This is a genomic window from Candidatus Avelusimicrobium alvi (assembly GCF_958451995.1).
In the GTDB taxonomy this organism is placed as follows: Bacteria; Elusimicrobiota; Elusimicrobia; order Elusimicrobiales; family Elusimicrobiaceae; genus Avelusimicrobium; species Avelusimicrobium alvi.
In genome coordinates this window covers 15231-34042 of the sequence record NZ_CAUDSG010000008.1, presented here as the reverse complement: position 1 = coordinate 34042, position 18812 = coordinate 15231, and the positions used below count along the sequence as shown (strand labels likewise).

Here is an 18812-nt window from a genome sequence, read left to right as displayed (position 1 = left end):
GATGAAAAATGGCCGTTACCAAGCTTTTTTTTAATGCGCGTTTAAAGGTGATGATGGTGCTGGCCGCCGCGGCCGGCGCCGTGATTGCGCTTCGCCTGGTGGACATTCAGGTGCTGCGCCACCACGCGTATCAGCAGATGGCCGAGCGCAACCGCACGCAGGTCATTTTCCAAACCGCACCGCGCGGGCGCGTTTTCACCGCAGACGGCGTGGCCATCGCTTCCAACGAACCTTCCTTCAGTTTTTATTATCTGGGCGCAGGTAACAAAGACCCGGAATACCTCGGCCAGCTGGCGCGCGACTTTGCGCCGCGTTTAAAAATGAAGCCGGAAGAGGTGCTGGCCAAGCTGGAAGAAGGCGCCAAAAGCGGCAAAGCGACGGTGCTGGCGGAAAACCTGTCCACCAGAGGCACGGTGGCCCTGCAGGAGCTGCAGCTGTATTATCCCGGCGTATACCTGATTGAAGAAACCAAGCGCAGTTATCCTTACGGCGGCCTTGCCAGCCATTTGCTGGGCTATATCGGCAGTATGGACGACCGCGAATGGCGCAACCGCGACCCGCGTTTAGGCTACCGCTTAAACTCCAAGCTGGGTAAAAACGGCATTGAGAAAAAATTTGAAAAAGAATTAAAAGGCGCGGACGGCGGCGTATACCTGGAAGTGGACTACCGGGGCCGCGTCAAAAGCATTATTCAGGATAAAAAATGGGCCGCCGGAAGCGACGTATATTTAACGCTTGATTTCAAACTCCAGCAGGCGGCGGAAGAAGGACTTAAAAATTCCAACACGGGCCGCGGGGCCGCCGTGGCGATTGACCCGCGCACGGGCGCGGTGTTGGCGCTGGCGAGCGCGCCCGCGTACGACCCCAATATCTTCGTACAGTACAGCGACGAAGACAATTCCAAAACTTCCAAAAAAATCAACGAATACAACCTCGCCATCCAGGGTATTTATCCGCCGGCCTCCACGTTTAAAATCATCACGGCGGCCGCCGCGCTGGAAGACGGACATATTGACGTAAACCACAAAATCAACTGTCCCGGCCATTACGATTCCGGCCCGCGCGTGTTTAAATGCTGGAGCCGCCACGGCCCGGTGGATTTTTTTGACGGGATGAGCAATTCCTGCGACGTATACTTTTACACGGTAGCCGCCCAAATCGGCGCGGCCTCCATTGAGCGCATACAGCGTTTGTTTATGTTCGGCCGCCAGACGGGCATTGATCTGCCCGGCGAAAAAGCCGGCAACCTCTACGGCCCCACGCGCCGCGCGCGCAACAAAACCTATTGGTTTATCGGGGATACGCTGAATCTGTCCATCGGCCAGGGCGAGCTGCTGGTTACGCCTATTAAGCTGGCGCAGTTTGCGGCGGCGGTGGCGAGCCGGGGCAATGTCTACCGCCCGTATTATGTGGAAAAAATCGTCAGCAACCAGACAGGTAAGACCGAGATTGTCGGCCAAACGGAAATTTTGCAAAAAGCCGAATTAAAACCCCAGACGTATGATTTGCTGTTTAAAGCTTTAAAACACACCGTGGACGACGGCACCGCCCGCCGGGCCAAAATAAAGGGGCTGGACGTGTACGGCAAAACCGGCACGGCCCAAAACCCACACGGGGACGACCACGGCTGGTTTATGGCGTTTGCCGGGCGGGAAGGCGAAGAGCCTTCCATCGCGCTCGCGGTATTTGTGGAATTCGGCAAAGGCGGCAGTTCCGCGGCCGGGCCGATTGCGCGCTCCATGCTGGAAGCGTATTTTGACATTGAAAAACCCGCGCCGAAAAAAGCCGCCGCGCCCCAGGCGCCCGTGCGGCCGGACGAAGATTACGATGAACTTTTAACAGCCGGAGAACAAAATGGCGGCATTTAGAAATTTGACCCAAGGGTCCGGCCGAAGCCGGATGGATTACCTTCTTTTCGGCGCGATGATCGGCCTTGTCGTGCTGGGAGCTTTGTGCATTATGTCGGCGGTGAACAGCCTGTCGCTTTCCAACCCCGTGGTGCGTACGCATTTGGTGGCGCTGCCCATCGGCGCGCTGGCGTTTTTTGTGGGCTGGAGTTTTAACTACCAGATTTTTGACGAACAGTGGAAATTCTTATACGGGTTTATTCTGCTTCTGCTGGTGGGGGTGCTGTTGTTCGGCTCCTATCAGCGCGGGTCCCGTTCGTGGTTCGTGCTGCCGTTTTTCTCCATGCAGCCGTCCGAAATCTGCCGCGTCTGCACGCTGCTCGTGGCCGCCGCGTTTCTGGACCGGCGCGGCCGGCGCATACGGGACGTGTCCACCCTGTTCGGCCTGGGCGCGCTGCTGGTGCCCGTCTTCGGGCTCATTATGATGCAGCCGGACTTTTCCTCCGTCGTGGTTACGTTCCCGGCGATTCTGATTTTGCTTTACTGCACCGGGGTGAATGTGTTTTACCTGGGGTTAATCGGGCTTTTTGCGGGCGTGGCGGGGTTTTTTACCGTAGCGTGGACATATATCTACCTGCACCCGAATTTGCTGGATTATTGGCTGGTAAACGCTTTTTACCAGCTGGCGCACAACGGCTGGTATATGGCGGGTTTTTCGGTGCTGGTAACGCTTTTGGGATACGGGTCGTGGTGGTTTTTTAAACAGCTGCGCATCTTTCTGCCGCCGGTTTATTTTGTGCTGGCTACGCTGGTCGTTTTGGCGGGGCTGTTCGGCGGGATTTTTGTGGACCACCAAATGAAGCCCCACCAGCGCAAGCGCGTGGAAACCTTCCTCGCCCCCCGGTCGGACCCGCAGGGCGCGGGATACAACGTCCTGCAGGCGCAGATTGCCATGGGCGCGGGGGGAGTGTTCGGCTCCGGGTTGTTTTCGGGCACGCAGTCGCGCCTGGGGTTCGTGCCGGAAAAACATACCGATTTTATTTTGGCCGTAGTGGGCGAAGAACTCGGCCTGTGGGGGACGCTCCTTGTATTGGGGCTGTACCTGCTGATTTTGTGGCGGATTATTATGGTGGCGTACAGTTCCAGCGACCGCTACGGATATTTGGTCTGCGCCGGCATATTCGGGATGTTCTTTACGTATATGCTGGTCAACTTCGGGATGCTGATCGGCATTGTGCCGGTGGCGGGCATTCCGCTGCCGTTTATTTCCTACGGAGGCTCAAATCTGGTGGCCAGTTTGTGGGCGCTGGGGGTGGTGCAGTCGGTTTACGCGCGCCGCATACGGGCATAAAAAGATGATAAACGCGCCAAAAATTTATAAAATGCGTATAGTGTTCCGTATGCCGTCCAAAGGGCCGGAGCACGGCAACGTTTTTAACGCGGTGAGAAAAATGGTGCTCGCAAGCGGGCTGCCGTTTGAGCCGGCAAAGGTCAATAAAAATTGGCCGCGTCTGGCGTACGGCCCGGCCCCGGCGTTCGGTCAGACCGCCGAACGGGAGTACCTGGATATTTATTTGCGCACGTCCGTTTCCGCCGAAGAAACGCGCGCCGGGCTGGAAGCCGCCAAACCAAAAGGCTTGGAGCTCGTGAGCGTGGAGCGCGTACCGTACGCGCTGCCTTCGGTGCAGAACCTGGCCGCCGTGGCCAAGTACCGGGTGGAGGGTGATTTTGCCCTGTACGCCCCGGAAGAAACGGCGGAAGATTTTTTTAGCGCCGCGCGCGTGGAAGTCGTGCGCCGCGCGGACAGCGGCCTTACGCTTGCGGCGGACGCAAAACCGTATGTGCGCGGAGCCGAAACTTTGTCTGAACGCGCCGTGCGCCTGACGGTAGCCGGCGTGGATGGAAAATGGATAAAACCGCAAACGCTTATCGCCGCGTGGCTGGGCCTGGATATCCCGGTGCAGGACGAATTGTTTACGGTGGAAGGATTTACGTTTATACGGGAAGGACTTTTCTGGCAGGACAGCGCCGGAAAGCTTTACCTGATTTAAGTTTAAGGCCTTTGGGCCTGAGTGAGGATTTTAGTTATGAGTAAGAACTTGGAAGGACAGCCTTCCGTTGAAGTGTTGGTAAACACGTCTTTTGAAGAAACGCGCATCGCCATTTTGGAAGATGAACGCGTCAACGAACTGATTTGGGAACGCCGCGGTTCGCTTAACATCGTGGGGAACATTTACAAAGGCACGGTGGAAAACGTACTGCCCGGCATTTCCAGCGCGTTTTTAAACATCGGTTACGAAAAAAACGCCTATCTGTATATTTCCGATGTGCTGGGCGGAGACAAGAAAAATATTGATAAAGTGCTCCACAAAGGCCAGGAAGTGATGGTGCAGGTGGTAAAAGACGCCATCAGCACCAAAGGCATGAAGGTGACGATGGACGTTACCCTGCCCGGCCGTTATTTGGTGCTTACGCCGCACCAGAGTTTTGTGGGCGTGTCTAAAAACATTGAAGATTCCGAAGCGCGCCATAAATTAAACGACATTATGCAGGACCTGGCCGCCAAACATTTGGACGGCATGGGCTGCATTGTGCGCACGGAAGCCGAGGAAGCCACGAAAGACGAGCTGGAACGCGAGGTAAAATACCTCTACCGCCAGTGGCAGTCCATCGTTAAAAAGTTTGAAACGTCCCGCTCGCCGCGCCTTTTGCACGAAGATATGGACGCGGTGCTTCAGGTGGCGCGCGACGTACTGTCCGAAAACGCCAAAGTTTATTTGCTGGACAGCAAAAAAGATTACGAACGCGTGCTGGATTTTGTGGAAAAGAACTCCCCGGATTTGGCCGACCGCGTGAAACTCTACAAAGGCAAAACGCCGATTTTTGAAGCGTATAACATTGAACCGGAAATTGACAACCTGCGCAAAACCAAGCTGCCGCTGCCCAACGGCGGAAGCATCATCATCCAGGAAGCCGAGTCCCTCTGCGCCATTGACGTCAACACCGGCAAATTTACGGGCAACAAATCGCAGGAAGAAACCGTTACGCAAACGAATATTGAAGCCGCCGGCGAAATCGCCCACCAGCTCCGCCTGCGCAACATCGGCGGGATTATCGTCATTGACTTTATTGATATGCGCAAAGCCTCCAGCCGCCACCGCGTGGTGGAAGCCCTGGCCAAAGCCGTACACGGGGACCGCGCCAAAATCCGCATCCTGCCCATTACGCGCCTGGGCCTGGTGGAAATGACGCGCGAAAGAAAACGCGCCAGCACCGGCAGCTTTATCAGCGAAGAATGCCCGCAGTGCCACGGGTCCGGCCGCGTCTTGTCCGCCGAGAGCATGCGCATTAAAATCCAGCGGGAAATTTACGATTTGACCAGCGGCCGCCCCGGCGGCAGTCTGCGGGTGGTGCTGCACCCCGTTTTGGCCGACGCCATCAAAGCCCGCCAAAACGACATTGAGCAGAACATTCACCGCACGCTCAAAATCCAGGCCGATCCGCAGCTGGCCTGGGAAGATTATAAAATCGTTCTGGAGTAATAAACGGACCGCGCCCGGGAGTATGGCCGGGCGCGCCTTTATGCGCTTATGAAACGTTTGTGCAGGATTCTTTTGTCCGGCTTATTGTGCTTCGTCTTTTCCGGTGCGGCAAACGCGCAGGGAAAGGCGGGCTTTATCGTGTCCGGACGGGACAAAGGGTCCGTTGCGTCTATGGACGTAAACGGCGTAACGTATGTGGACGTGCAAAAAGCCGCGCGCAAATTCGGCGCGGGGGTGGAGCTGTTTGCGCAGTCCAAACAGGCTAAAGTTTCCGCCAAAGGTTTTTACGCCATTTTAACCGCGCCGCTGGCTGAAATTATCGTCAACGCCCAGCCGCAAAAGCTGTCCGCCCCCGTTATCATTAACGGCGGCAAGATGATGGCGCCGGCGGAGTTTTTTCTGCTGCCGTCGTTCCAGGAAGCGGTGGACCGCTATGTGGAATTTAAAGACGGCGCTTTTTACGTAGAGCGGCGTTTTAACCTGGAATTTGCCGACAAACAGTTCAGCGGCAAAGACACCCTGCTTATTTTTGACGCCTTGAAAGACGTTTCTTTCCGCACCGAACAGCCCAACAAGCATACCGTGGTGGTTACGTTCCCCAATGTCGTGCTGAAGCGCGATTTGTATTACCGCCTGCGCACCAGTTATATTGCGTCTATGGACGTGCGCCAAACCCGCAGCGACGCCACCTTAAAAGTAATTTTAGGCAAAGAAGCCAAAGACTGGAGCTTTACCGAGCAGGACGGCCGGCTGGTATTCCGCGCCGGCGCGCAGAAAGCCGCGCCCGTACTGGCTTCCGCCGCGCCTGCGGCCGCCAAACCCGCCGCCGCGCCGGCCAAACCGGCGTCTGCCGTGAAAGGACCCTCGTTGGTGGGGGAGAAACCCTCCGTTTTAACCGAAGACGACGGCTTTGAGGAAATGACCGTTGCTCCCGCCAAGCCCGCGGCGATTTCGCCTGCTTCGCCCGATCCGGCGCCGAAGCCCGCGCCTGTTTTAAAAGCCGAACCGAACCCGTTGGCCGTACGCGGCGCGCGTAAAAAAATGCGCATTGTCGTGGACCCGGGCCACGGCGGCAAAGACCCCGGCGCGGTGCGCAGCCGCTACCGCGAAAAAGACTGGAACCTGGACGTGGCCAAAGAGCTGGCCGCACTGCTTAAAAAAGGCGGGTTTGAGGTAAAGCTCACGCGCGAAAAGGATACGTTTATCGCGCTGTCGGAACGGTCTAAAATGTCCAACAATTTTAAGGCGGATTTATTTGTTTCCGTGCATACCAACGCGTCCAAAAACCGCAACGCCAACGGATTTCAGGTGTATTTCCGCTCCGAAAAAGCCACCGATAAAGAAGCCGCCGAAGTGGCCGCGTTTGAAAACGAAGCCATGCAGTACGAAGAGGTGCATTATAACTTTGTAGACGCGCTGTTGCAGTCGCTGGCGAAGAACGAGTATATCAACGAAAGCTCCAAGCTGGCGGGGTATGTGCGCAACGCCGTGTATAAACAGCCCGGCATCGGCATTGCCGTCAACCAGAACAGCAGCGTGCGCCAGGCGAATTTCTATGTGTTAAAAGGCGTGAACAGCCCGGCGATTCTGGTGGAGATGGGTTATATCAGCAGTAATAAAGACCGCGCCCGGCTGGCCAACGGCACCGTGCGCGACCGGATGGCCAAAGGCATTTACACGGGCATCGTCAATTACGCCAAAAAAGAAGGCTGGATAGAATAAGCGTTTTTGTTTTAAAAAGGCCCGCTTTTAAGCGGGCTTTTTTATAGGGTGTGGCGTACTTTATTAAATAGTAAAATATAAAGTACCATGAAGCTCTACTTAATTCTATTTTGGATTTTTGCCAAAATCGGCACGTTTACTTTAGGCGGCGGATACGCCATGCTGCCGCTTATTGAGCGGGAACTGGTGGATAAAGGCGGCTGGCTGGACCGCAAAGAGTTTTTGGACTCGGTGGCCGTCGCCCAGGCCGCGCCCGGCATTATGGCCATTAACGTGGCGATTTTGGCGGGATACAAAATCAAAAGGTTCCCGGGCAGCGTGGTGGCTTCGCTGGGGGCGGCTCTTCCGTCGTTTATCATTATCCTGTTGATTGCGCTTTTTTTCCGTGATTTCCAATCCAATCCCGTCGTGCAAAGGGTGTTTATGGGCGTGCGGCCGGCGGTGGTCGCGTTAATTGCGATGCCGGTGTTCACCCTGGCCAAGACGGCGGGCATTACGCTTAAAACCGCGTGGTTCCCCGTGCTGTGCGCGCTGGCGGTGTGGCTGATGAAAGTGTCGCCGGTGTATATCGTGCTGGCGGCCGGAATCGGCGGATTCTTCTATATGCGCCGCAAACGGAGGACCCGGTGATTTATTGGCAGCTTTTCGTTACGTTTTTTAAAATCGGCCTCTTTAACTTCGGCGGCGGGTACGCGATGATTTCGTTCATCCAGAACGAAGTGGTGTACAAGCAGGGCTGGCTGTCCACCGCCGAATTTACAGACGTGGTAGCCATCAGCCAGGTAACGCCGGGCCCGGTGGGGATTAATTTGGCCACTTATACGGGTTACACGGCGGCGGACAGCGTGTGGGGCGCGGCAATAGCCACTTTTGCGGTGTGTCTGCCTTCGTTTATTTTGATGTTGGCGGTCAGCCGGTATTTTGTAAAGTATCGGAGTTCTCCGTCGGTGGAAGCCGTTTTTGCGGGCCTGCGTCCGGCGGTAGTCGGGCTGATTGCGGCCGCGGCGCTGGTGCTGTGCAACGCGGAAAACTTTGTGGACTGGAAGAGCGTGCTTCTGCTGGCGGCGGCGTTTGTGGCCGTTTGGAAGTTTAAAGCGGGGCCGATTGCGGTGATTGCGGCCAGCGGGGTTTTGGGTTTTTTACTGTATTAGGTCCCCTCAAAAGATAGCCTTACCTAACTTAAATACATAATTATTTTTTAAATTTTTATCCGTTTTTACGACGGGGAAATTTTGCGTAAAAATAATATTGTTAGTTATGGCTAACTTTTGTATAATAAATGTATCAAAGTTTTACAAAAGAGGTAAACGGATGAAATACAGTAACTGTGCAAAGTTGTTGTTAGCGGCGGGCCTGGCGGGCGTTTGGAGCCTGGGGTTTGCCCAAGCGCCCCAAAAAGACCTGGGCCCCGCGGTGCGGCGCTCGGTGGCCAAGGCGGAAAAAACTTCCCGCCGGGCTAAAGCGGCCGTGGTGTCTTTAAATTTTGACTGGGAAAAGAAAGTTTATTTATTTGATATGGTGCACCGCCGCCGCCCCGGCGTTAAAAATGTGCTGGTGAATGTGGAAAAGAAATCCACGCAGTGCCAAGGCGTGCTGCTGGCGGGTACAAACCGCGTGGTTACGCCGGTTTCCTGCGCCAAAGGTAAAAAAGGTTTTGAACTCAAACGGGTGAATCTCGCTTTTGCCAACGGCCAAAAAGGCACGGGCACGGCGGGCGCCGTATCTATAAACGGCGATTTTGCTTTCGTTGCCGTTTCTTCCGCGCTGACGCGGGGCATTGAAGGCGCGCAGGTGGCCGCGGTGCCGGAAGGACAGTCTTTAAAAGAAACGTTCGGGGACGGCGTATCGCAGGAGTTGGCCCTCTTTTTTATAAACCGGGGGGTAGTATCGGCCCGGGCCAACAGACTCAGCGGTGCGAAAAAAACGCTTAAAGTGGGCGATCCCTTTTTCTACCAAGGAAAGTTGGTCGCCCTCGTGAGCGACGTGCCCAGCCGCCTGCCCGTGTCGCTCTTTGGCGGCGTGTCGGAAGATTCGCTGGCCGTTTTCCGCACCGGAAGCGCGGCCGGCCTGATTGCCAAGAAGTAACCGTACTTCCTCTGCCTTAGCCAGGGATGAGGGGGTCTCCTATAAAACCGCCGGAATTCGCACCGGCGGTTTTTGTATGTTGTGAAAACCCCCAGCTAGGCTGGGGGATGTTTATTCATGTGAATCTGCGGGAACGTCATCCGCCGGTGCGGCGGGGCCGTTTGCGGGGGCCGGTATATTGGCGGTTTCATCCGGTGCCGAGGTTTGCGTCTCGTCGGCTTCGGGTTCTTCCCGATAGGTTAGTTCCACGTCGGCAAAAATGGAGCCTTTATTGTCATTGAGCCACCGGCGGTGGTGTTTGTAATCGGGGCAGAATTGGGCCACCAGTTCCCAGTATTCCTGGCCGTGGTTCATATGCACCAGGTGGCACAGCTCGTGCACCATCAAATAATCCTGCACCGCCAGGGGCATCTTCACGATGCGGTACGAATAATTGATATTTTTTTTGCCCGAACAGCTGGCCCAGCAGGTGCGCTGGTCTTTAATGACTATATTGTTAAACTCCACGCCGATTTTATCCGCCCATTCTTTGGTTTTGGCTTTCAGCGTTTCGTTGGCTTTGGCGCGCAGCCACGCGGTCACCAGCGCCGCCGGGTCGGACTCTTTGGACTGCAAATACACGTGGAAGACGGTCCCGTCAAAGGCTACGCCTTCTTCCTGGTCCGGGGTAAGGTACATGCGGGCTTCAAACAAGTCCCCGTTATAGAGCACTTTGTTGCCTTCCGCGGGCGTTTCGGGCGCGCCGGAAGACGCCGCCGCGGCGTCCGGTTTGCCGAACACCTCGGGCAGCTCTTTTTTGAGCCGTTCAATAAACAGTTTTACGTCGCTGATAACGCTTTGCGTGTCTGCCATATTTATATTGTATAAAAAACGGTGAAATTTTATACAATGAACGTATACTTTTGGAGGCGTTACGTGACCCATACCGATTTGAAAAAAACCCCGCTCTGTGCGGCCTGCGAAGCCGCCGGCGGAAAGATGGTGGATTTTCACGGCTGGCTGCTGCCCGTGCAGTTTGAAGGCATCCTGGCCGAACACAAAGCCGTGCGCGAAGCCGCCGGGATGTTTGACGTGTCCCATATGGGGCAGATTTTTATTGAAGGAAAGGACGCCTGGGCTTTCCTCCAGCACATTAACTGCAACAACATCAAAAACGAGCCCGGCGCGGGCACGTATTCCCATATTTTGACCGAAAAAGGCACGATTATTGACGACGCCATTTCCTTTTGCATTATGCCTGAGAAATTCCTAACGGTCGTCAACGCCGCGTGCGCGGACGAAGATTACGCCTGGTTTCAAAAACAGGCGGGGTCTTTTGACGTAACCGTCCGCAACGAAAGCGCGGCCTGGGCGATGATTGCCGTGCAGGGCCCCAAAGCCGTGGAAGCGGTAAATAATCTGATTCCGGGCGTGCAGGAGCTGGCGCGTTTTCATATAAGAGAGATAGAGCTTTTGGGCGCGAAAGGGTACGTTACCCGTACGGGATATACCGGCGAAGACGGCGTGGAAATTATGCTGCCGAACGACAAAATCGCCGCGCTGTGGGACGAGCTGTTAAAGCTGGGCGTAAAACCCTGCGGGCTGGGCGCGCGCGACGTGCTGCGCCTGGAAGCCGGGTACCTGCTTAACGGCGCGGACGCGGACCAGACGCGTACGCCGTATGAAGCCAACTGCGGGTGGGTGGTCAAGCTCGCCAAAGAGAATTTTGTAGGAAAAGACGCGCTTGCGGCGCAGAAAGCGCAGGGCCTGAAAGAAAAACTGACGGCTTTTGTGCTTAAAGGCCCGGGCGTGCCCCGCGCGGGATGTAAGGTGTACGCGGGCGCGGAGGAAAAAGGGGTGCTGACCAGCGGCACGTATTCGCCTTTATTTAAGGGCATCGCCGTCGGATATGTAACGGCGGACGTGGCGGCGGGAAGCGAAGTGGAAATTGAAATTCACGGCAGAAAGGTGCGCGCCGAAGCGGTCAAAACGCCTTTCTACAAGAACCGGGTTTAACCAAGGAGAAAACAAGTATGCATACCGAAGAAAACAGCCGTTTTGCCAAGACGCACGAATGGGCCCATATGGAGGGCGACGTAGCCACCGTGGGCATCAGCAACCACGCGCAGGAAGAAATCAGCGATATTGTGTTTGTGGATCTGCCCAAAGTGGGCCAGCAGGTTACCGCGGGCCAGAATTGCTGCGTGATTGAGTCGGTCAAATCCGCCTCCGAAATTTATTCGCCCGTCAGCGGCGAAGTGATTGAAGTAAACGAAGCCCTGGCCGGCGACCCGGCCCTGGTAAACCGCGAACCGCACGCGGGCGGCTGGCTGTTTAAAGTGAAAATGACGGCTCCCGCCGAGTATGAAAACCTGATGGATCTGAGCGCGTACAAAGCCACTCTTAACAAATAAGCAAACCGAAAATCCCCCGCGTTTAGGCGGGGGATTTTAAACGAGGATTTTCCAAATGTTTATTCCCAATACACCCGAAGACCGCAAAGAAATGCTGGCGAAAATCGGCGTTTCTTCCGTAACCGAACTGCTGGCGCAAATCCCGCAGGATCTGCTGTACCCCGTTTTGGATTTGCCCAAAGCGTTAACCGAGCCCGAACTGGCCGCGCATGTGCGCGCGCTGGCGGCCAAGAACAAGCCGCTTAAAAATTTTATCGGCGCCGGTATGTACGAACATTTTATTCCCGCCGCCGTCGGCGCGCTGTCGTCCCGCGGCGAATTTTTAACCGCCTATACGCCGTACCAGGCCGAAGCCAGCCAGGGCACGCTGCAGACGATTTATGAATTTCAAAGCTGTATGTGCGCCCTCTTGGAAATGGACGCGGCCACCGCTTCCCATTACGACGGAGCCACCGCCCTGGCCGAAGCCGTGCTGGCGTGCCTGCGCGTAAACGGACGCAAGGAAGTTTTAATTTCCGCCGCGCTCCATCCGCATTATAAAGAAGTGTTAAAAACCTATACGCGCCATCAGCCGGGCGTGAAAATTACCGAATCCCCGCTGGGGGCGGACGGCACGCTGGATTTAACCGCTTTAAAAGAGAAACTCTCGGACAAAACTTCTTGCTTCGTGCTGCCCACGCCGAACTTTTTCGGCTGTCTGGAACGCGCGGACGAAGTGTCCGCCCTGGTGCGCCAGGCGGGCGCGCTGTTGGTGGCGGCGGTCAATCCGCTGGCGTTGGGCGTCCTACAGACGCCGGGCGCTTTCGGCGCGGATTTTGCTGTGGCCGAAGGCCAGCCGCTGGGCAACGCCGTCAATTTTGGCGGCCCCGGCCTGGGGATTATGACCGCGAAAAAAGCGTATATGCGCCAGCTGCCCGGCCGCATTGTAGGCATTGCCAAAGATAAGAACGGCAAACGCTCGTTTGTGCTGACGCTTCAGGCGCGCGAACAGCATATCCGGCGCGAAAAAGCCTCCTCCAACATTTGCTCCAACGAGGCGCTCTGCGCGCTGAACGCCGTAATTTACCTGACGCTGCTGGGCCCCAGGGGCTTGGCGGAAGCCGCCGAACTGAACCTGGAGCGCGCGCATACGCTGGCCGCGCTGGCCGGCGAGGTGCCGGGCTTTAAAGTGAAATTTACCGCTCCGTATTTTAACGAGTTTGTGCTGGAATGCCCGGCGCCCGCCAAAACGGTGATTAAAAAACTGGAGAAAAAGGGCATCGGCGCGGGCTATGCGCTGGGGGCGGACTTTAAGGGGATGGAAAACTGCCTGCTTGTTTGCGCGACGGAAACCAAAACCGAAGAAGATTTAAAAGCGTATGCGGACGCTTTGAGGGGGATTTAATATGGAAGAAATTTTGAAACACGACGAACTGTCCATTGAAAAGTCCCGCCCCGGCCGCCGGGGCATCCGCTTTGCGGCGGTTCAAAAACATGCGGCGCAGTATCTGCCCGCGCAGTACCTGCGTTCCGCCGCGCCGCGGCTGCCGGAACTCGGCGAGTTTGAAACGGTGCGCCATTTTACGCGTCTTTCGCAGCTGAACTACTGCCTGGACGGACAATTTTATCCGCTGGGTTCCTGCACGATGAAATACAACCCGAAAGCGTACGACGCGTTGAGCGCTTTGCCCGGGTTTACGCAGGCGCATCCGTTTGCGCCGGAGTCCGCGGTGCAGGGCACGCTGGAAATGCTGTACCGTTTGCAGGAACTGCTTAAAGAAGTGACGGGCCTGGCGGCGTTTACGCTGCAGCCCGCGGCCGGCGCGCAGGGCGAGCTGACGGGGATTTTAACGGCCCGCGCTTATCACGACGCGCGCAAAGATTTTAAACGCACCGAAGTTATCGTGCCCGACACCGCGCACGGCACCAACCCGGCCACCGCCAATATGGCGGGGTATACGGTGGTGAACATCCAGTCCGCGCCGGACGGCTGTGTGGACAAAGAGGCTTTAAAAAATGCGCTGTCGGAACGGACGGCCGTCGTGATGCTGACGGTGCCCAACACCGTGGGCCTGTTTGAAAAAGACATCCGCGAAATTGCCGATATGGTGCATAAGGCGGGCGCGCTTTTCTATATGGACGGCGCCAACTTCAACGCGCTTATCGGCGCGGCCAAACCGGCCGATTTCGGCGCGGATTTAATGCATCTTAATCTGCACAAAACCTTTGCCGCGCCGCACGGCGGCGGCGGCCCGGGGTCCGGCCCGGTGGGGGCGGCGGCGCATGTGGCGCCTTTTCTGCCTAAACCGATGGTGGAGCTTAAAAACGGCAAATATACGCTGTCGGGCAAAATGCCCAAAAGCCTGGGTAAGATGAAAGCGTTTTTCGGCAATATCGCCGTCTGCCTGCGCGGGTATTGTTACCTGCGCCAGTTTGACGGGCGGACGCTTAAAGAAGTGGCCGAAAACGCCGTACTCAACGCCAACTACGTCCGCGCCGCGCTTAAAGGCAGGTTCAACGCGTATTTTGACGCGGTTTGCATGCACGAGTGCGTGCTGAGCTTAAACCCGGCGGAAATGAACGGCGTGCATGCGTCCGACGTGGCCAAGCGCCTGCTGGATTACGGCTTTTACGCGCCCACGATTTATTTCCCGCTGATTGTGCCCGAGGCCATGATGATTGAGCCCACGGAAACGGAAAGCAAGGAAATGCTGGATGCGTTTATCAGCGCGATGGAAAAGATTTACGCGGAAATCCAGTCCGAACCGCAGACCGTGAAAGACGCGCCGCACGGGCAGTGCGTCAGCCGTATTGACGAAGTGTCCGCCGCGCGCCAGCCGAACCTGCGGTGGTAATGTCCGGCCGGACACGCGTCCCGGCCGTGCGGCGGTAAGCCGTTTGAACAGCCGCCCAAGTTTTGCCGTCCGGCCCCCGCCGAAGGTGCGCGGGGGCCTTTTAAAACGATGAATTTAATTTTATCCGCCCCCGCACTCAATGTGTTTGAACAGATGGCGCTGGACGAAGAAATCGTCCGCGCGCGTCCGGACGCGCTGACCCTGCGCTTTTACCGCTGGACGGACGGCCCCGCCGTTACGTTCGGCTACGCGCAGTTTATAAGCGAGGTGCGCCGCGCGCTCCAAACGCGCGCCGCCGGGCCGTATGCGCGCCGCCCGACCGGCGGCGGGCTGGTGTTTCACGGGGAGGATTTGACGTTTTCTTTAGTATTTCCTTCGCGTGAACGCCCTGCGGATATTTACAAAAAATTTCATTCCCTGGTCCACGCCGAACTGGCGCGCCTGGGGGAAAAAGGGCGCGTGTTTGACGCCAAACTGCCCGCCGGCGCGTATGCGCCCAGCGTGGGGCATACGGCAAGCGCGTGCTTTTCAAACCCGGTGGAGAATGATTTGCTGGCCGAAAACGGGGAAAAAATCCTCGGCGGCGCGCTGCGCCGTTTCGGTTCGGCGGTATTGTATCAGGGGTCTTTGCAAACGCCCGGCGCGCGGACAAATCCCGTCTATAAAAACGCTGTTATTGCGGCGGTGCGGAATTATTTTGCGGCGGATTTACGCCCGCAGGGCGCGGACGGGGAACTGTTGGAACGGGCCCGGCGGCTGGCGCGGGAGCGGTATGCGTCGGCGGCGTGGACGGAGAAATTTTAATGGTGCGTGTTTTTAAACTCCTGCTGGCGTTTTTTCTGCTGCCTACCGCCGTACTTACGTGTGCGGAAACGGTGCGGATTTTGTTGGCCGTATTAGGGAATGTAGGGGCGGCCGTCAGCTTTATTATGGGCGTGCTGGTATACTGCGGGATTCATTACGGGTATTATAATTTTTCGCGCCCGTATGTGTTTGCGCACGAGATGACGCACGCGCTGGCCGCCTTATTGTGCGGGTGCCGCATTAAAGAAGTTTCCGTCGGGCGGGACAGCGGCTTTGTAAAAATGGACCGCTGCAATGCATTTGTCGTGCTGGCGCCGTACTTTGTGCCGGCGTACGTCCTTCTTACCGCCGGCGTATATTTGATAACGGATTTATTTGTGGATTTAACGCCGTACCGCCAGATTTTTCTGTTTGTAATCGGTTTTTTTACGGCGTTTCATTTCGTGCAAACCTTTAAAACGCTGTTTGAAGCCGACCAGCCCGATTTAAAACTCGCGGGCGGAAAGGTGTTTTCCGTCGTTATCATTACACTGGCTAATCTGGTGGTGTTGGCGCTGGTGTTAAAGGCGCTGTTCCCGGAGACGGTTTTTTTGGCGCAAGGCGGTAAAAACGTGCTGGCGGGCACCGTAAACGTGTGGCGAATTATAGTAAACTATATAGTGGAGCAGGCTGTAAACGCCGCAAGCAAATGAGTAAAAAGAACAAAAACAAAAATAAAAAGAAGAAAGGCTTTTGGGCCTGGATTTGGTGGTTTTTCACATCGTGCTTCGTTTTAAGCCTGCGCACGGTGCTGTTTACCGTTATGTTTTTGCTGCTCATTGCGGCGGGGCTGTGGCTGCTTTTTTTAAAAACCTTTAACGCCCAGCACATCAGCGAACTGATTACCGAAGAACTCCAAAAACGCCTGGACCGCCCCGTTATCATCACGTCGCTGGACCTTAAATTTATCAATACCATTGAGCTGAAAGGATTTTCCGTGCTGGATACGGAAGGCGCGCCGGGCCACGCCCTGCTGTCGGCCGAGTCCGTTACGCTGGAATTCAGGCTTTTGCCGCTTTTGGACCAGCAGCTGGTGATTGACGAAGTTTCTTTAAACGCGCCGCGCTTTAACGTGGTGCGCATGGCCGACGGCACGTATAATATGCCGCAAATCCGCTCCCCGCGCGAAAAATCCGTCTACACCAGCGAACTGACCGGCAAAAAGTTTACCGTCAGCGTGGAAGACTGGGCCGTGCATAACGGCGTGCTGAGCTATAAAGATTTAGCCACCGGCGTGTCGCACGCGATATACGGCCTGAACCTGCATTTTGAACGCCTGCGGTTTAACGAATTGTCCCGCTTCAAGGCCGAAATGGTGCTGCGCAACAAATGGGGGGATAATATTTCCGATATGGAAATTAAGGGGACGGGGCACGTCAATTTCGCCGATTTTAACTGGAGTAATTTTGCCCTGCGCAGCCTGCGCACCCAGGTGTTTTTGTTCCAAAAACCCGTGGACCTGCTGGTGGATTTGGACAATCTGCGCACGCCGTATTTTAACGTAAAAGCCAGCGTACCGGCGTTTGAAGGGAAGGATCTGTCGCTGTTCCACGCGGAAAAGGCGGAGTTTTCGCTCCCCAAGTCCGAAATTACGGCCAAAGGGATGCTGGATAAAGATTACCGGCTGTTAAAACTCACGCAGGTAACGGCTTCGGCGGCGGACGTAAAGCTCAGCGTGTCGGGCAGTTTGGATTTTACCAAGGCCCCGTACGCGGCGGATTTGCAGGCCTCCACCAATTTCTTTAATCTCGCGGGCAAAAACCGTTATTATCCGCCCGTGGGCCGCTATAAGCTGACGGGCCAGGCTTCCGCCGCGGCGACGATTACGCGCGCGGACGGCAAATATGCGCTTCCCCTGCTGACCGTGCAGGGCAAGGACGTATCCGGCCTGTTCTACGGGTTTAAAGCCGCGGGGGTGGACGGCGAATTCCAGGCCAAAAAGAACTTTGCCGATTTGTACGCGCTGACCACCGCGGGCAAAGTAACCGTCAGCAAATCCGTTTTTGACAAGCTGAATATGAGCGCCAGCTGGCGCAGAGGCAATTTGTATGCGTATATTGCGTCTACGGAGCTTAACGGCGTGCCGTTTAAACTGAGCCTGTCGGTAAACAATTTAAAAAGCGCGCGCCGGAAAATCCGCACGTCTATTTATTGGAAGCATTTGGACCCGATGGCGTTTATTGCCACCGTGCGCGACTTTGTAGACGTAATCACCCCGCTGGTGAAAGGCGGCGGCAAGTTTAAAGCGCCGGTGGAGGGGCCGCTGTCGTGGCTGCGCAACTTCCGCGACCGGCTGCCCGGTTTTATGCCCAATTTTGCGGGCAACCTTACGGCGGATACTTTTTCCACGCAGGTGCTGTCGGGCAACCGGTTCAGCGCGGAGTTTGATTTTACGGGTATGCGCGCGGGGATGAAAAACCTCTCCGGCCCGCTGGAAGCGCGCCTGGAAGGCGGCGTCATTCACCAAATGGAAAAACTGGCCGAAGAACAGCAGGCGCTCAACATCACTTTCCAGCCGTTTATTATGATGCACCGCATGGAACGCGCCGGAAGCTTTAAAGTGGGGCAGGTGCTTAAAGACGTGCCGTTTAACGATATGGCCGTGTCGGTGGATTTTAATAAAGGCCGTATGCAGATTAACAACGCCTACACGGCGGGGCCCAGCATTTCCGCCGCCGTAAGCGGATGGACCGACTGGGGGAACGAAAATTTTGATATCATTATATGGACGATGTTTAACAATACGTCGCGTTCCGGCGCGCTGGCCGAAAACCTGACGGACGAATCCGGCAACCCGGCGCTGGCGTTTCGGGTAACGTCGTCTATGCTTAAACCCAAGCTGGAAATGCTGCGCGCCAAAAAGACCGGGGAAACCATCCGCGCCGCCCAGCAGAAAGGGCTGCAGACCGATTTTAAAGTAGCACAGGAATTTATCCAAGGAGATTTTCATGCCAAGAAATAATATGGACGTGCTGTGCCTCCTGCAAGAACACGGGGCCATTTTGGAAGGGCACTTTGTGATGCCCTCGGGCTTTCACAGCCAGACGTATATCCAAACGTCTCTTCTTTTGCAGCATCCCCATCTGGCCCAGCGTATTGCGGGGGCGCTGTCGGATAAATTCACGAAAAAAGCCGACGTCGTGATGGCGCTTACCCCGTCGGACTCCGTGCTGGCGCAGGAAGTGGCCCGCGCGCGCGGCGTACGCGCGATTTTCGCCTCCCGCGCAGACGACGGCGAAATGATTTTAAAGCACAACTTTACCGTTAAAGAAGGCGAAAACGTGCTGATTGTGGACGATGTGGCCGTGTCCGGCCGGAAAATCAACAAAGCCATTGAGCTGGTGGGCAAGCTGGGCGGAAACGTAATCGGCGTGGGCGTGATTGTGGACCGCTCCATGGGATACCTGCCGCTGGCCGTGCCGCTGCGGGCGCTGTTGTCGTACCCGATGCAAACTTTTACGGCGAAAGAGTGCCCCCTCTGCGCCGCCAAAATTCCCTTCTCCGAAGTGGAAGAAACCAATAAGGGCAATTAAACGAACAGGATAA

The 18812-nt window shown here is 56.0% G+C and carries 17 protein-coding genes; 16 read left to right on the top strand and 1 reads right to left on the bottom strand.

Annotation, left to right across the window (positions count from 1 at the left end; genetic code table 11):
- Window positions 1–8 precede the first annotated feature (8 nt).
- The 8 genes from mrdA (at window position 9) to ACQY36_RS02685 (ending at window position 9196) form a co-directional block, all read left to right on the top strand.
- The gene (mrdA, locus tag ACQY36_RS02720) at window positions 9–1868 is read left to right on the top strand and encodes a penicillin-binding protein 2 (protein ID WP_428077605.1); all 1860 of its coding nucleotides are present in this window, start codon (window positions 9–11) and stop codon (window positions 1866–1868) included.
- Complete coding sequence (locus tag ACQY36_RS02715; RefSeq protein WP_428077603.1) at window positions 1855–3198, top strand: FtsW/RodA/SpoVE family cell cycle protein; 1344 nt, start codon at window positions 1855–1857, stop codon at window positions 3196–3198. The genes mrdA and ACQY36_RS02715 overlap by 14 nt, the downstream gene beginning before the upstream one ends.
- Before the next feature lie 31 nt (window positions 3199–3229).
- Window positions 3230–3898: a DUF2344 domain-containing protein gene (locus tag ACQY36_RS02710; protein ID WP_428071193.1), complete on the top strand. Its 669-nt coding sequence runs from the start codon at window positions 3230–3232 to the stop codon at window positions 3896–3898.
- Window positions 3899–3934: 36 nt separating this feature from the next.
- Window positions 3935–5389 carry an Rne/Rng family ribonuclease gene (locus ACQY36_RS02705; protein WP_428056928.1) on the top strand — a complete coding sequence of 485 codons (1455 nt, stop codon included), beginning with the start codon at window positions 3935–3937 and terminating at the stop codon, window positions 5387–5389.
- 48 nt (window positions 5390–5437) lie between these two features.
- Entirely contained in the window at window positions 5438–7111 is a 1674-nt protein-coding gene (locus ACQY36_RS02700; RefSeq protein ID WP_428077601.1) for an N-acetylmuramoyl-L-alanine amidase, read from the top strand.
- Window positions 7112–7198: 87 nt separating this feature from the next.
- Window positions 7199–7741 (top strand): chromate transporter, encoded by a 543-nt coding sequence (locus tag ACQY36_RS02695; protein WP_428077599.1) that lies wholly within the window; start codon window positions 7199–7201, stop codon window positions 7739–7741.
- The gene (locus ACQY36_RS02690) at window positions 7738–8262 is read left to right on the top strand and encodes a chromate transporter (RefSeq protein WP_428071938.1); all 525 of its coding nucleotides are present in this window, start codon (window positions 7738–7740) and stop codon (window positions 8260–8262) included. Before ACQY36_RS02695 ends, ACQY36_RS02690 begins: the two co-directional genes overlap by 4 nt.
- Before the next feature lie 160 nt (window positions 8263–8422).
- Entirely contained in the window at window positions 8423–9196 is a 774-nt protein-coding gene (locus ACQY36_RS02685; protein WP_428077597.1) for a hypothetical protein, read from the top strand.
- 111 nt (window positions 9197–9307) lie between these two features.
- On the opposite strand, the gene ACQY36_RS02680 is transcribed toward ACQY36_RS02685, so the two are convergent.
- The gene (locus tag ACQY36_RS02680) at window positions 9308–10048 is read right to left on the bottom strand and encodes a M48 family metallopeptidase (RefSeq protein WP_428077595.1); all 741 of its coding nucleotides are present in this window, start codon (window positions 10046–10048) and stop codon (window positions 9308–9310) included.
- 36 nt (window positions 10049–10084) lie between these two features.
- Between ACQY36_RS02680 and gcvT the strand changes: the two genes are divergently transcribed.
- From gcvT to ACQY36_RS02640, 8 genes are all read left to right on the top strand, one after another.
- Window positions 10085–11191 (top strand): glycine cleavage system aminomethyltransferase GcvT, encoded by a 1107-nt coding sequence (gene gcvT / locus ACQY36_RS02675; protein WP_428077593.1) that lies wholly within the window; start codon window positions 10085–10087, stop codon window positions 11189–11191.
- Between the two features lie 17 nt (window positions 11192–11208).
- Window positions 11209–11589: a glycine cleavage system protein GcvH gene (gene gcvH, locus ACQY36_RS02670; protein ID WP_428056942.1), complete on the top strand. Its 381-nt coding sequence runs from the start codon at window positions 11209–11211 to the stop codon at window positions 11587–11589.
- A gap of 55 nt (window positions 11590–11644) precedes the next feature.
- Window positions 11645–12973, top strand: coding sequence for an aminomethyl-transferring glycine dehydrogenase subunit GcvPA (gene gcvPA, locus ACQY36_RS02665; protein WP_428071942.1), 1329 nt, complete (start codon window positions 11645–11647; stop codon window positions 12971–12973).
- A gap of 1 nt (window position 12974) precedes the next feature.
- Window positions 12975–14423 carry an aminomethyl-transferring glycine dehydrogenase subunit GcvPB gene (gene gcvPB, locus ACQY36_RS02660; RefSeq protein WP_428077591.1) on the top strand — a complete coding sequence of 483 codons (1449 nt, stop codon included), beginning with the start codon at window positions 12975–12977 and terminating at the stop codon, window positions 14421–14423.
- A 108-nt stretch (window positions 14424–14531) separates the two neighbouring features.
- Window positions 14532–15227: a lipoyl protein ligase domain-containing protein gene (locus tag ACQY36_RS02655; protein ID WP_428077589.1), complete on the top strand. Its 696-nt coding sequence runs from the start codon at window positions 14532–14534 to the stop codon at window positions 15225–15227.
- Window positions 15227–15919: a M50 family metallopeptidase gene (locus ACQY36_RS02650; RefSeq protein WP_428077587.1), complete on the top strand. Its 693-nt coding sequence runs from the start codon at window positions 15227–15229 to the stop codon at window positions 15917–15919. The genes ACQY36_RS02655 and ACQY36_RS02650 overlap by 1 nt, the downstream gene beginning before the upstream one ends.
- Window positions 15916–18228 carry an AsmA family protein gene (locus ACQY36_RS02645; RefSeq protein WP_428077585.1) on the top strand — a complete coding sequence of 771 codons (2313 nt, stop codon included), beginning with the start codon at window positions 15916–15918 and terminating at the stop codon, window positions 18226–18228. The genes ACQY36_RS02650 and ACQY36_RS02645 overlap by 4 nt, the downstream gene beginning before the upstream one ends.
- The gene (locus ACQY36_RS02640) at window positions 18215–18799 is read left to right on the top strand and encodes a phosphoribosyltransferase family protein (protein WP_428056954.1); all 585 of its coding nucleotides are present in this window, start codon (window positions 18215–18217) and stop codon (window positions 18797–18799) included. The genes ACQY36_RS02645 and ACQY36_RS02640 overlap by 14 nt, the downstream gene beginning before the upstream one ends.
- Window positions 18800–18812: the final 13 nt, after the last annotated feature.